We start from the raw sequence: 14,117 nt of genomic DNA, 5'->3' as shown, positions 1-14,117 counted from the left end.
AGCCAAAACGCGCAGGGGCCGGGCGCGCTTCAGCTTCAGGCCCCGGCGGCAGCCGCCTTGCGGTCTCGCCGGGCCGTGCCCGCTTCTCGCGTTGCGCTGCGTATGTTTCCGCAGGCTCGGGCGCTGCCTGCCGGGGTCAGGGTCCTCAGGCGTGGACGATGTTGCGGCAGGCGCTCAGGAACACCAGCTCGCGCAGCTGGTCGTCGGCGGGCAGGTCGTGCCCGGCAAGGTCGGCGATGCCCACGATGCGCTCCTTCTCCGAGGGCTCGGCGAGCGCGACGCGGTGGGGGAGGATCCGCTCGCGGGTCTCGAGCGAGTAGAAGGCCTGCACCACCGGGCGCAGCGGGTCCTTGCGATCCTCGTCGATCACCATCGCGATCTTGCGGCTGGCAAGCTCGACGAAGGCACCGACGGGGTAGAGGCCGACCGTCTCGACGAACAGGCGGAGGATCTCCTCGTCGAAGGCGCCGGTCTGGGCGCGCAGCGCGTCGACCGCGGCGGCCGGGTCCATCGGCGGCTGGCCGAGGCTGCCGGCGAGCAGGAACTCGAAGCTGTCGCACACCGCCGCCATGCGTGCGATCAGCGGGATGTCCTCGCCCGCGCGGCCCTGCGGATAGCCGCGCCCGTCGATCCGCTCGTGGTGGAGCAGGCAGGCATCGAGCACCGCCGGGGGCAGGTTGTCGTCGTTCTGGAGCGCGCGGTAGCCGAGCAGCACGTGGCTCTGCCACAGCCGCTCGTCGCGCGCGCGGTAGTCGCCGCCCGCCAGGCCCTCGGTCTGGGGGAGGTAGTTGACCCCGATGTCGAGCAGCAGGCCTGCCAGCCCGCTGCCGTAGATCTCCGGCCCGCTCAGCTTCATCCGGTCCGCGAGCGCCACCATCAGCGCGCTCACCGAGAGCGCGTGGCGGAAGATCGCCTCGTTCTTGAGCTTGCAGCGCATCAACCCGCTGAAGGCCTGCGGGTTGCGGCGCACCGAGGCGAGGATGTCGCTCACCACCGGCTCGACCTTGCGCACGTCGAGCGCCTTGCCGAGCCGCGCGTCGATGAACACCTTGCCGAGCCGCTCGCGGGCCTGCTCTGCGATCTGGGCGGCGGTCTCGACCTCCTGCGCAAGCGACACGGGCTGCGCAGCGACGAGCTGGGCGTCGGTGCGGCGCTTGATCGAGCGGATGCGCCGGGCGGCAGGCGAAGGCGCGCGCTCTGCCGCCTCCGCCGCCTCGCCGGGCTCGGCGGCGGCGGCGACAGCGGGAGGCGTCAGGTCGCGCCCCTTCGCGGTGTCGATCACCACGCCGCGCAGCCGGCTCTCGCGGATCGCCGCGAGCTTCTCGTCGTCGTCGACGACGAACTTCGCCTTCCAGAAGGGATGGTCGAACCAGCCGCCCTCGAACTTGTGGACGAACATGCCGATCTCGAGCTGCGAGACGGGGATCTGCTTCAACATGACGAGGCCCTGCTCCGCGAATGTGCGGCGAATCTAGGGGCTTGCGTCTTTGCATTTGGCGGAACACCGCATCGGGGAAATCCCCTATCCGCTGGCCGACCGCGCGAACGCCTCGCCTAGAATTCGCTCCGATCTCGTTGACCTGCGCGGTGACCGCGCCGACCTGCGCCACGACCTCGGCGAGCAGCGTGCCCGTCTCGTGCGCATTCGCGGCGATCCCGGCCTTGACCCGATCGTCGACTTCGCTCTGCGCCCAGCGCCGCTCGGCCTTCCAGAACACGGCCTCGAGCTTCGCCAGCGGCTTGTCGTCGATGTCGTAGGCATCGCGGTGGATGGTCATGATGCTGGCATTGGCGAAAGGTTCGACCAGGAACATCGGCGGCGGCAGGATGTCCGCGCGGAACGTGGACAGCAGTTCCTCCTTGCCGTCGAGCGCGCCGCCGTTGCGGATGGGATTCATGCCGATGCCCGCCACCAGCAGGATGGCTGCCACGAACCCGGCGAGCGCCATCGCGCCCGGCCGGGACATTGTCTCGATCGTCATGATGCCTGGTTCTCTTCGGCTGCGACGCGTCCTGCCGATCGTCCCACGCTGCGATTTCTACGTGTGAAGCGCAAGAAGGCTCTTGGCCGCCCTCTATGCGCAAGCCCCTAGGGCAGGGGCACGGATTTGTTCGCCGCTGCCCGCCTATCCCGATCGCCAACATCCACGCCCGCGAGCGTCCTTTGCAGGCCCCAGGCGGCCTCCTCGCGCGCGCACCGAGAGGCTGAGCGAACCATGGCCAATGTCAGAGTGCTGGTAGTCGACGATTCCGCCGCGATGCGCGCGCTTTTCTGCGACATCCTCGACAATGCCAAGGGCGTCACGGTGTGCGGCACGGCCAAGAATGCCGACGAGGCGCGCGGCCAGCTCGAGGCGCTGAGGCCCGATGTCCTCACCCTCGACGTCGAGATGCCGGGGATGAGCGGGATGGAGTTCCTCGAGGAGGTCATGGAGACCCGGCCGATGCCTGTCATCATGCTCTCCTCGATCACCCAGGCCGGGACCGGCACCGCGCGGCGCGCGCTCGAGCTGGGCGCGGTGCACTGCTTCCCCAAGCCGCTCCACACCTCGCGCGAGGAGTTCGACGCGACGGTGCGCACGCTCGGCGACATCGTGCTGAAGGCGGCCTCGGGCGAGCTCCAGCCCGGCGGCGGCGAGGGCGGGGAGGGCGGCGCGGGCGGCGCGCGCTACCGCAGCGACGGGCGGATCGTCGCGCTCGCCTGCGGGGCGGCCGGGATCGAGACCGCGCGCCAGGTGCTCGCCGCCTACGACGCCGCCTGCCCGCCGACGGTGGTGCTGTTCGACGCCGATCCGGCCGCAGTCGAGAACGCGATGCGGGCGATGCGCGCCTCGCTCGCCTGCCAGCTCGACAATGCGGTCGACGGCGTCTCGCTCGAGATCGGCAAGGTGTGGCTCGCGGCCGATCCGACCCGCCACGTGATCGTCGAGGCGGGCGAGCCGCCGCGCCTCAGGCTCGTCGAGCGCGATGCGGTGAACGGCGCGCGGCCTTCGGCGGACCTCCTGTTCGGAAGCCTTGCGCGCACCGGCCTGCCTGCGCTCGGGGGCCTTCTCACCGGCGGCGGCAGCGACGGGGTGCGCGGCCTCGGGATCCTCGCCGAGACCGGCAAGGTGTTCGTCCAACGCCCCGCCGACTACGCCCCGCGCGACCGCTACGACGCGGTGCGCGCGCAGGGGCTGGAGGCGGCGGATCTCAGGCAGGAGGCGATCCCGGAATGGATCCTCGGGCAGACCAATGCAGAGAGCTGATATGCAAACGATTTTCGCGGGATATCTCCTGATCGGAGCAAAATCCCGCTTGGCCGTGTGGATATCATAAGATAACAACTCCTCCGATTGGAAATCTGAGGGGGGAGTCGACTCATGGTCGAACTGCGTTCGCGTAAGCTTGTCGCTGGCAATGGTATTTCGTTCGGCAAGCTGGCGGCATCGGGGTTGTTGAGCTCGACGGCGCTCCTTCCCGCAATCACCGCAGTGGCGACGGCGGGCGTGTTGCTCGCACCTAGCGCTGCTTACGCGCAGGATGTAGGTTCTGGCGGCGATGGCGGCGGTAGCGGCGGCGCTGGCGGCACAAGCAGCGGCCCTGGCCTTGCTGGCGTTGCAGGCGCGGATGGCGTGGCCCCCGGTGCAGGCGGCGGTGGCGGCGGCGCGGGTCTTCCTGCCGGAGCTGGAGGATCAGGGTCGGGCGGTGCGGCGGGAGGTGCCGGCGCTCCAAGTTTTACCGCTGCTGGCGGTAATGGTGCAGATGCTGTCGTTGTCGATTCTGGCGGCGGTGGTGGCGGTGCCGCGCAGCTTTCGAGCTTTGGCACAGTCACAACCGCAGGTTCCAACTCCTTGGTTGCTTATGGGCGAGGAGGCGATGGCGGCGCCGGGCTTGGTAGCGGGTCGGGCGGCGGCGGCGGGGCAGGTGGCTCGCGCGGCGGGGTAAGTACGGTAAGTATCGTCTTCGGCGCGTCAACCAATCTTCGTGGCGGTGACGGCGGTAATGGTGGAGCGGGCGGTGCAACCGGCAACGGCGGCAACGGCGGCTCTGGCGGTCCTGGCTTCGTTATCAATCAGCTTGGTGTCACTGACATGGCCGCTGGATCCCAATTCACGGGGGGTAACGGCGGAAATGGCGGCGCAGGCGTCATTGCTGGTCTGGGCGGGGGAGGCGGAGCCGGTTATGTCCAGACCGGCGGCTTCCTCAACCATGCCGGCACTCTCACTGGCGGTAACGGTGGCACCGGTTCGGTTGCTGGTTTCGGCGGCGTCGGTCTCAATGCCACCAACATCACCCTCAACAACACCGGCACCATTATCGGGGGTCTGTCGGGCGACTTCTCGTCGCGCGCTCCGGCAATCCGCTTCTCGGGCACCAACACCGTCAACGCGATCGGCACGACGATCGGCGGGATCGAGATCGCCTCGGGCACGACCACTTTCAATCCCGGCGCCGGCTTCTTCAGCATCGACAACCTGCGGGGCACCGGCAACCTCGTCGTCACCTCGGGCGACCTCATCATCGGCAACGCCACCGGGGCGGTCGCCTATAGCGGGATCATCTCGGGCGACGGGCGGCTTGTGAAGACCGGCGCCAGCGTCCAGGTGCTGTTCGGCAACGCCCACACCTACACCGGCGGCACGCTAGTCGATGCGGGCTTCCTCAGCGTCTTCAACGGCAGCATCCAGGGCCCGGTGGTCAACAATGCCGGCCTCGCGATCGGCGGCGACACGCCGACGGGCGGCGCGATCTTCGGCGAGTTGACCAACAACGGCGTCACCACCCTGTTCGGCACCATCGACGGCAACGTGGCGAACAACAACCGCATCGTCCTGCTCGGCCTCAGCAGCATCACCGGCGTGCTGACGCAGCAGACCCTGCCGGGCGCGAGCTTCGAACTCGGCGGCTTCAATGCCAGCGTCGGCGGCCTTTCAGGTGGCGGTATCGTCGATCTCGGTTCGGGCTCGCTGTCCATCATCGCGACCGGCTCCAACGGCTTTTTCGGCACGATCACCGGGACCGGCGGGCTGAACCTGCAGGGCGGGGGCCAGCAGACCCTCAGCGGCGCCCAGACCTACACCGGTATCACCCAGATCGTCGACGGCTCGCTGACCATCTTCGATGGCAGCCTCGCGGGCTCGGTGGTCAACAGCGACGCGTTCTTTCTCGGCGGCTCGACCGCGGCGGGCAGCCGGATCTTCGGCGACTTCAGCAACACCGCGGGCGCGACCGCCGAATTGAAGGGCCAGATCGACGGGGGCGTGCTCAACGACGGCTCGATCAAGAACACCGGCGAGATGATCTTCCTCGGCCGGTTCACGCAAGGGTCGACCGGCAGCTACAATCTCGACGGGTTCAATGCGAGCGTCGGCAGCCTCGCCGGCTCGGGCACGATCACCCTCGGCAGCGCGACGCTTACCCTCGGCGGGGACGACACCAGCGATGCGATCTTCTCGGGCGTGATCTCGGGGAGCGGCGGGCTGACCAAGACCGGTCTCGGCTCGCAGTCGCTCTCGGGCGTCAACACCTATACCGGTCTGACCCAGGTCAACAGCGGCGAGCTCTGGCTGCGGATCGGCGGCGAGCTGGCGGGCAATGTCACCATCGACACCTCCGGCGCCTTCGCCAATGACGGCACCGTCAACGGACTGGTGACCAACGGCGGCATCTTCGCCAATGGTGCCAGCGGCAACGCGGCGATCCTGCTCGGCGGCCTGACCCAGCTCGCCGGGTCGACCGGCTTCGTCTCGGGCACGATCAACGGTGCGATCAACAACGCCGGCGATCTGCTCGTCGAGGGCAACCTGTCGAGCAACGGCGTCCTCAACAACACCGGCGCCGGGCGGGTCAGCGTCGGCTCAGGGCTCTCGTGGACCGGGCTTACCGGGATCGACAACTCGAGCACCAGCAGCCAGGGCCTCGAGATTCTCGGCAATCTGAACGTCAGCGGCAACCTGACCAACTTCGGCGGCGCGACCACGATCGTCCGCGCGCAGGGCGTCCTCACCGCCAATTTCATCAACAACTTCGGCACCTTCACCAACCAGCTCGGCGGGACCGTCAACTCGGATGCCTTCAACGTCGGCACGCTGACGAATGACGGCACCTGGAACGGCAACATCACCGAAGGCGCCTCCACCACGACGATCAACAACGGCACGTGGAACGGCCGCTTCGCGATCGACCCGGGCGGCAACATCATCAACAATGCGACCGGCACCTGGAACAACAACACCTTGCTGGTGTCGACCATCAATGCCGGGACCTTCACGAACTTCGGCGCGCTGAACGGTCTCGGGGTTGAGGTGGGCGGCACGGGCGGCCTGCTCGCCAACCGCGCCGCTGCGACCATCACCCTCGATTCGGGCGAGCGCCTGGTCTCCTTCAACGGCGGCCAGATCACCAACGCGGGCACGGTCAACGGCGAAGGCGTCGCGGACTTCAACAGCACCATCGCCAACCTCTCGGGCGGCATCTGGAACGGCTTCCTCGGCGCCTACAACAGCGGCCTCGTCACCAACGCGGGCGAGGTCAACGGCAACGTGACCGCGGGAACGGGCGGCACCGTCCAGAACCTCGCCGGGGGCGCGATCAACGGCACGCTGTTCGTCGTCAACGTTGCGTCCAACGCGGGCACGATCACCGGCTCGGTCGAGAACAGCGGCAGCTTCACCTCGACCGGCACGATCAACGGCACGCTCAACAACGCGGAGACCGGCACGGTCCTCCTCGAAGGGGCGATGAACGGCAACATCAACAATGATGGGCTGATCACGCTCACCGGCATCACGACCGGGATCACCAACCTCAACCAGAAGACCCTGCCTGGCGCGGTCTTCGACATGGCGGGCTTCAACACCGCCATCGGCAGCCTGACGGGCGGCGGCGAGGTTCGGCTCGGCTCTGGCACTTTGACGATTGGCACGGCTGGGGGTTTTTACGGTTTCTTCGGTGTGATTTCGGGGAGCGGCGGGGTTACGAAGGTTGGGACGAGCCAGCAGACGTTGTTCGGCGACCAGCTTTACACTGGTCTGACGCAGGTTGATGGCGGGTTCCTGACGGTGTTCAACGGGAGCCTTGCGGGCTCGGTGGTGAACAATGCGAGCTTTGCGCTGGGTGGGGACACGCCGGCGGGGAGCCGGATTTTCGGGGACTTCACCAATCTTGCCACCACCAGCTTCGCCTCGATCTTCGGGCGGATCGAGGGTGCGACGCTCAACAATGGCGAGATCGTGCTGTTTGGCGACAGCACCTTTGCCGGGCGCTTCACCAATGGCGCTGTCGGCAGCTTCCGGCTCGAGGGCTTCGCCTCGAGCGTCGGCAGTCTTGCGGGGGGCGGGACGGTTACGCTGGGCAGCGGTCTGCTGACGGTCGGCACTGACGGGACGAGTGCGGACTTTGCCGGGGTGATCTCTGGCGACGGCGGCCTGACCAAGGTGGGCGCGGGCACGCAGACGCTCTCGGGCGCGAACACCTATACGGGGCTGACGACGGTCGACGGGGGCATCCTGGCGGTGACCGGCAGTCTTGCGGGCAATGTCGTCAACAACGCGATCCTCACCAACGGCGGGACGCTGGGCGGGACGGTGCTCAACAACGACAGCTTCACCAACGGCGGCACGGTCGTGGGCCTGGTGACCAATGCCGGGGGGCTTGTCTCGTCGGGTTCGCTGCTGGGCGGGCTGACCAACACCGCGAGCGGCACGGCCTTCGTGCAGGGCACGCTCAACGGGGCGATCGGCAATGCGGGCGCGCTGACGGTCGACGGCAACCTGTCGAGCGACGGGTTCCTCACCAACACCGGCACGGGCACGGTGCAGGTGCTGGCCGGGGTGACCTGGACGGGTCTGACGGGCCTCGACAATGCGAGCACGTTCCCGACCGGCGGGGTGCTGATCGGCGGCACGCTGACCACGGCGGGCACGGTGACCAACCGCGCGGGCGCGACCTTCGGGGTGGTGGCCGCGGGCACGCTCAATGCGGGCAACATCGCCAACGCCGGCAGCCTGGTCTCGCTGGGGACCGTCAACGGCACGCTGACCAACCAGACGGGCGGCACCGCCCAGCTGGCGGGCGCGCTGAACGGTCCGATCGGCAACGACGGGACGATCACGCTGGTGGGCACCACCACCGGGATCGGCGCGGTGACGCAAGGGGCGGGCGGGGTGTTCAACCTCGGCGGGTTCGACACTGTCTTCGGCAGCCTTGCCGGGGCGGGCACGGTGAACCTCGGCGCAGGGCTCCTGACGCTCGGCGGCAACAACGCCTCGACCACCTTCGGCGGGGTGATCGCCGGGGCGGGCGGCCGCCTCACCAAGGTCGGGACGGGGACCTTCACGCTCACCGGCGTCAACACCTACACCGGCCTCACCACGGTGAGCGCGGGCACGCTGGCGGTGACCGCGAGCGGGGCGATCGCGGGCTCGGTGACCAATGACGCGACCTTCACCAATGCCGGCAGCGTCGGCGGCAGCGTCACCAACACTGCGAGCTTCACCAACACCGGCACGGTGGCGGGCTCGCTCGTCAACAATGCGAGCGGCACGGCGAGCAACAGCGGCACGATCGGCGGCAACGTCACCAACGCGGGCAGCTTCACCAACACCAGCACCGGCACGGTGACCGGCGCGCTGTTCAACAATGCGACCGGCACCGCGACCAACGGCGGGACGATCGCGGGCGGGGCGAGCAACGCCGGGACCCTCACCTCTACGGGCACGATCGGCACGGGCCTCGAGAACACCGGCACGGCGCGGGTCCAGGGGGCGGTCAACGGCTTCGTGACCAACGCGGGCTCGCTCACGCTGACCGGGACCACCACCGGGATCACCGCCTTCAGCCAGACCGCGGCGGGCACCTTCGACCTTGCCGGGTTCAACACCACGGTGGGCTCGGTGGCGGGCGCGGGGAGCATCACGCTCGGCAGCGCGGTGCTGACCACCGGCGGGCTCAACACCAACACGCTGTTCAGCGGGGTGATCGGCGGCACGGGCAGCCTCGTGAAGGTCGGCACCGGGCGGTTCACCCTGACCGGCGCCAACACCTACAGCGGGGGCACCACCATCAGCGGCGGCGCGCTGCAGCTGGGTGACGGCGGGACCTCGGGCGCGATCGTCGGTCCGGTGCTCAACAACGGCATGCTGATCGTCAACCGCTCGGATGCCTACACCTTCGCGGGCGTGATCTCGGGCACGGGGATGTTCGCGCAGATCGGCACCGGCACGACCACGCTGACCGGGGCGAACACCTACAGCGGGGGCACGCTGGTCACCAATGGCCGCCTGGTGGGCAACACCACCGCGCTGCAGGGCGCGATCCAGATCGACGCCCCGGGCGTGCTCGAGTTCGCGCAAGGCACGGCCGGCACCTATGCCGGCGCACTGCTTGGCAATGGCCGCTTCGAGAAGACCGGGGCGGGCCTCCTCACCCTGACCGGCAACTCCAGCACCTTCACCGGCGGCAGCTTCGTCGTCGGCGGGGAACTGCGGGTCAACGGCGACCTCCGGCGCTCGGTGGTGACGGTGCAGACCGGCACGACCCTGTCGGGCACCGGGATCATCGGCGGGCTGGTCGCGCAGAGCGGCAGCACGATCGCGCCGGGCACCAGCCCGGGCACGCTGACGGTCAACGGCAATGTCAGCCTCGCGGCGGGCAGCAACGTGGTCTACGAGATCGCCGCGAGCGCCCCGTGGGACCGCATCCTTGCGACCGGCACCGCCTCGCTCGCCGGCAATGCCTCCTTCATCAACCTCTCGGGCGCCAATGCCTACGCCTTTGGCAGCGAGTACCTGCTGCTGCAGGCCGACGGCGGGCGGACCGGGACCTTCGCGAACGCCGCCGGGCTCGCCGGGTTCGGGATCATCTACCGGCCCGAGCTGGTCTACACCGGCACCCAGGTGCGGCTGCGCTTCGCGCCGAACCTGCTCACCAACATCGTCGGCAACACCCCGCTCACGCCCAACCAGCGCTCGGTGGTGACCCGCATCGATACCGCGGTGACCGCCGGCTACAACCCGCAGCCGCTGTTCAACATCTACATCCTGCCCAATGCCCAGCTTCCCGGCGCCTTCGACCAGCTCTCGGGCGAGGTCTATGCGACCGCGGCGGGCGTGGGGATCGAGCAGGAGCGGCTGTTCAAGGAAGCGGTGCTCGGGCGGATCGCCTCGGTTGCGGCCGATGCGCGCGCCGACGGGGCGACCGCCAAGCGCTTCGGCGCCTGGGGCCAGCTGTTCGGCGGCTGGGGCGATGGTGACAGCGACGGCAATGCCGCGAGCTTCGAGAGCGATCGCACCGGGTTCATCACCGGGATCGACTTCGGCGGCGGCAACGACACCGGCAGCTGGCGCCTCGGGGCCTTCGGGATGCACGTGCAGAGCGACGTCACGGTCGCGGCGCGCGTCTCGCGGGCCGAGGTCAGCCAGTCGGGCGGCGGCGTCTACGGGGCGTTCAACTCGGGGAGGCTCGGGATCGCGGTGGGCGGCTACCTCGCCGACGTCGACCTGCGGGCGTTCCGCGACATCGCGCTGCCGGGCTTTGCCGAGACCGACGTGGGCAAGACCGAGGGCACCGCGCGCCAGGCCTTCGCCGAGCTGTCCTACAGCTTCGGCTCGGGCAAGAGCCAGATCCGGCCCTTCGTCAACGGGACGATCGGCAGCTTCAAGCTCGACGCGCTGACCGAGGTCGGCGGGCCGGCGGCGCTGGTGATGCGCAAGCAGAGCTACTCGACCGGCACGGTGACGGGCGGGATCGACGGGGTGGTCGAGGTCGGCAAGAGCCTGAAGCTCGCCGGCACGCTCGCCGCGCGCCACCAGCTCGGCGACCGCGACCCCGAAGCGAGCCTCGCGCTCGCCGCGGCCCCCGCCTCGGCCTTCGCGATTGCGGGCACCCAGATCGACAAGACCGCGCTCGCCGCCCGCCTCGACGCCACCCTCGCCCTCGGCAAGAACCTCTCCATCGCCGTCGGCTATACAGGCCTCATCGGCGACACCGTCACAGACCACGGCGCCAGAGCTACCGTCCAAGTGCGGTTCTGAGCCGCGGCTCACGCCACGAGAGGGCCCGTCCCTGCCGACCGGCAGGGGCGGGCCTTCCGCGCTTCAGGGAGAAGTCGGCCGAAGTCTTCTCGCGAGATTTGAAGTTGTGTCCGAAAAGCGACACCGGACAACGAAATGCGCCAAGTCCCGCAGGGCGATTTCAAGTCAACAAAGCGTAACAGAGCCCGCTTAGCGCCAACGGCACAAACCCAGCCAAAGGGGGCTACCTTGTCTTACTCGAATTCCCTGGGCTTGCGCCTGTCGCGCAAGGCCCTGATGCTTGCTGCCGTCGCCGCGCTTCCGCAGGTTGCTTTCGCCCAGGAACAACAGAAGTCTGAGACGGAAGAAGAAACCACCGAAATCATTGTCGACGGAACGCGCCCGATCGCCGAGTCCGAGGCCGAGGCGCTGCGCATCCAGCGGCTTTCGGACAATCTCGTCTCGGTTCTCTCGGCAGACTCGGTGGGCCGCCTGCCCGACCAGAACATCGCCCAGGCCACCGGTCGCCTTCCCGGCCTCGCGGTCGAGCGTGACCAGGGCCAGGCGCGCTACATCTCGATCCGCGGTGCGCCCAACTACTGGACCTCGCTGAGCTTCGACGGGATCAACGTCGTCAGCCCCGAAGGGCGTGACGCGCGCTTCGATTCGATCCCCTCGGCAATCGCCTCGCAGATCATCGTCTCCAAGGCCGTGACCCCGGACATGCCGGGCGAGACGGTGGCGGGCAACGTCAACATCATCACCCGTTCGGCCTTCGACTATCCTGGCCTCAAGGTGCTCGCCAAGGCGGGCGGCGGCGTCGTCGAACTTGGTGACCGCCGCGAGTACGAAGGCAACCTCGTGCTCTCCGACCGCTTCGAGGCCGGCGGTCTCGGCGAGATCGGCCTGCTGTTCTCGGGCAGCTATTACGAGCGCAACATGGTCACCGACAACTTCGAGACCGACTGGGAGCGCGTCACCCGCGACGCCCGCCCTGGCAATGCCACCCGCTTCTGGGCGCGCGAGACCGAGAACAAGCTCTACCGCCTGACCCGCAAGAACTGGTCGGTCTCGGGCCGGCTCGACTGGCGCCCGGACGACGACAACCAGATCTCGCTGCGCTCGGTCTACACCATCTTCACCGACGACGAGGCGCGCGACAACTACATCTTCGACCTCGACGATCGCGAGGGCGACCTCAGCAACAGCGCCGACGCCTGCACGATCACCCCCAACAGCACCCCGACCACGACCGGCTATGCCGACGTCTGCATCGGCAACACGCCGCTGCTGGGCACGGTCTATGGCATCGACATCAACCAGCGATCGACCCTGCGGGCCTTCGAGCAGTCGATCTTCACGAACACGATCGAGGGCAAGCACACCTTCGGCGACAGCGGGGTGCGGCTCGAGTGGCTCGGCAACTACACGCGTTCGCGCGACGACCGCTCGGTGGTCGGCGAGGCACGCTGGAACAGCCCGGGCACCCGCACGCTGCGGCCCACGGTCGCATATGACTTCACCGATCCGCAGCTCGCCCGCGTGCAGCTCTTCAACACGGTCCAGCTAGCCAGCCCGACCCGCTTCCAGCGCGGCACGGCGGTGACCGCGATCGACACCTTCAACAAGCCGCTCGCGGACCTGCGCGTCAGCGACCTTGTCGACGATACCGACGCCTATACCGGCCGAGCGATCCTCGCCTACGACACGGGTTTCCTCGGCAGCGAGGCGACCTTCAAGGTCGGCTTCCAATACGACCAGCGCACCAAGATTTCGGTCAACGAGCGCATCACCGTCGGCGCCTCGGACGCCGGGCGCATCAACCTGTCGACCGATTTCAACCAGTTCGCGCTCGACATCCCGTTCCAGGGCGAGATCCCGCTCGGCTACACCTTCCGCTACTTCGATACCGAGAAGATGCGGGCAGCCTCGGCGGCGGCGCGGGCCAACTTCCCGCTCGTCCGGCTGACCGACGAAGACTACAACGTGCGCGAGACCATCTATGCCGGTTTCGTGATGGGCACGCTGCGCTACGACTGGGGCAGCATCCTCGGCGGCGTGCGCGTCGAGCGCGTCGAGAACCGCGGCATCGCCAACATTCCCGGAACCACCACGACGCTCACCGTCGAAAACGCCGACACCTTCTTCTTCCCCAGCCTGCACGTGAACTACAATGTGACGGACAACGGGAAGCTGCGCGTCGGCTACACCAGCGGCGCGGCGCGTGCCGATTATGACCAGCTGCGTCCCAACGTGCAGATCGACGACGTCAACGACACGATCTCGGGCGGCAACCCGTTTGCACGGCCCGAGCGTTCCTGGGGCCTCGATGCCTACCTTGAATGGTACATCATGCCCCAGGGCTTCATGTCGATCGGTGTCTTCTACCGCGACGTGCGCGACGTGCTCTACACCGACCGCCGCACCTTCGGCTCGACCGCGCTGAACTTCGGCGGTGTCGATCGCTCCGACTATGCCTTCAACGGCATCGCCAATGCCGGTGAGGGCCGGATCTACGGCGTCGAGATGGCGGCCCAGCTCCAGCTCGAACCCTGGACCGACGATCTCGGTCTGCCTTCGTGGATGGGCGGCTTCGGCATCACCGCCAACCTGACTCTGAACGACAGCAAGGCAACCAAGCCCGCCTTCCGCAACGCCGTGACCGGGGCGATCATCGTTCCCGAGCGCGAGGTGCGCCTGCCGGGCACCTCCGACACGGTCTACAACATCGGCGCCTATTACGAGAAGTACGGCTTCTCCGCGCGGCTCCAGTATCAGCGCCGCAGCGCCTGGCTCGACGGGATCGCCAACGACCTGACCGACGCGGGCGACACCTACTGGGCGGCGGACGAGGAACTCGACCTCTCGGTGCGCTATGCCATCACCCGCAATGTCGAGGTCTACTTCGACGCGTCGAACCTGACCAACCAGCCGGGCCGGCGCTTCTCCGATCCGGGCAACCTGCTCACCGCGACGGGCACCCCGACGCCCTTCACCGACAACCTGACGATCGAGTGGGAGCGCTTCGGCCGCCGCTATACCGGGGGTGTGCGCGTCAACTTCTGATCGCGCTGGTCTGCAATGACAGCGAAGGCCCGGCGGGACTGCTCCCGCCGGGCCTTT

6 protein-coding genes are annotated in these 14,117 nt (G+C 68.3%); 5 read left to right on the top strand and 1 reads right to left on the bottom strand.

Annotated features, from left to right (window positions below):
- Window positions 1–145 precede the first annotated feature (145 nt).
- Window positions 146–1,438, bottom strand: a complete 1,293-nt coding sequence (locus ACLBKU_RS17350) for an HD-GYP domain-containing protein (RefSeq protein ID WP_410180822.1) — start codon at window positions 1,436–1,438, stop codon at window positions 146–148.
- Between the two features lie 55 nt (window positions 1,439–1,493).
- Between ACLBKU_RS17350 and ACLBKU_RS17345 the strand changes: the two genes are divergently transcribed.
- From ACLBKU_RS17345 to ACLBKU_RS17325, 5 genes are all read left to right on the top strand, one after another.
- A complete protein-coding gene (locus ACLBKU_RS17345; protein WP_410180821.1) occupies window positions 1,494–2,093 on the top strand; it encodes a hypothetical protein in 600 nt (199 codons plus the stop codon).
- Window positions 2,094–2,216: 123 nt separating this feature from the next.
- The gene (locus ACLBKU_RS17340) at window positions 2,217–3,248 is read left to right on the top strand and encodes a response regulator (RefSeq protein ID WP_410180820.1); all 1,032 of its coding nucleotides are present in this window, start codon (window positions 2,217–2,219) and stop codon (window positions 3,246–3,248) included.
- A 292-nt stretch (window positions 3,249–3,540) separates the two neighbouring features.
- Window positions 3,541–3,927: a hypothetical protein gene (locus ACLBKU_RS17335; RefSeq protein WP_410180819.1), complete on the top strand. Its 387-nt coding sequence runs from the start codon at window positions 3,541–3,543 to the stop codon at window positions 3,925–3,927.
- Between the two features lie 146 nt (window positions 3,928–4,073).
- Window positions 4,074–11,015, top strand: a complete 6,942-nt coding sequence (locus ACLBKU_RS17330; RefSeq protein WP_410180818.1) for an autotransporter-associated beta strand repeat-containing protein — start codon at window positions 4,074–4,076, stop codon at window positions 11,013–11,015.
- A 276-nt stretch (window positions 11,016–11,291) separates the two neighbouring features.
- Entirely contained in the window at window positions 11,292–14,060 is a 2,769-nt protein-coding gene (locus ACLBKU_RS17325; protein WP_410180817.1) for a TonB-dependent receptor, read from the top strand.
- The last annotated feature ends 57 nt before the right edge of the window (window positions 14,061–14,117 follow it).

The organism is Erythrobacter sp. NE805, from assembly GCF_046452355.1.
Classification (GTDB): Bacteria; Pseudomonadota; Alphaproteobacteria; order Sphingomonadales; family Sphingomonadaceae; genus Erythrobacter.
The sequence above is the reverse complement of the archived record's forward strand: the minus strand, read 5'-3'. Positions and strand labels throughout refer to the sequence as shown.

Bases quoted from the DNA above. Each gene is read 5' to 3' on its own strand.
- ACLBKU_RS17350 (WP_410180822.1), bottom strand. From the start codon at position 1,438: ATGTTGAAGCAGATCCCCGTCTCGCAGCTCGAGATCGGCATGTTCGTC.
- ACLBKU_RS17330 (WP_410180818.1), top strand. From the start codon at position 4,074: ATGGCCGCTGGATCCCAATTCACGGGGGGTAACGGCGGAAATGGCGGC.
- ACLBKU_RS17340 (WP_410180820.1), top strand. From the start codon at position 2,217: ATGGCCAATGTCAGAGTGCTGGTAGTCGACGATTCCGCCGCGATGCGC.
- ACLBKU_RS17325 (WP_410180817.1), top strand. From the start codon at position 11,292: ATGCTTGCTGCCGTCGCCGCGCTTCCGCAGGTTGCTTTCGCCCAGGAA.
- ACLBKU_RS17335 (WP_410180819.1), top strand. From the start codon at position 3,541: ATGGCGGCGGTAGCGGCGGCGCTGGCGGCACAAGCAGCGGCCCTGGCC.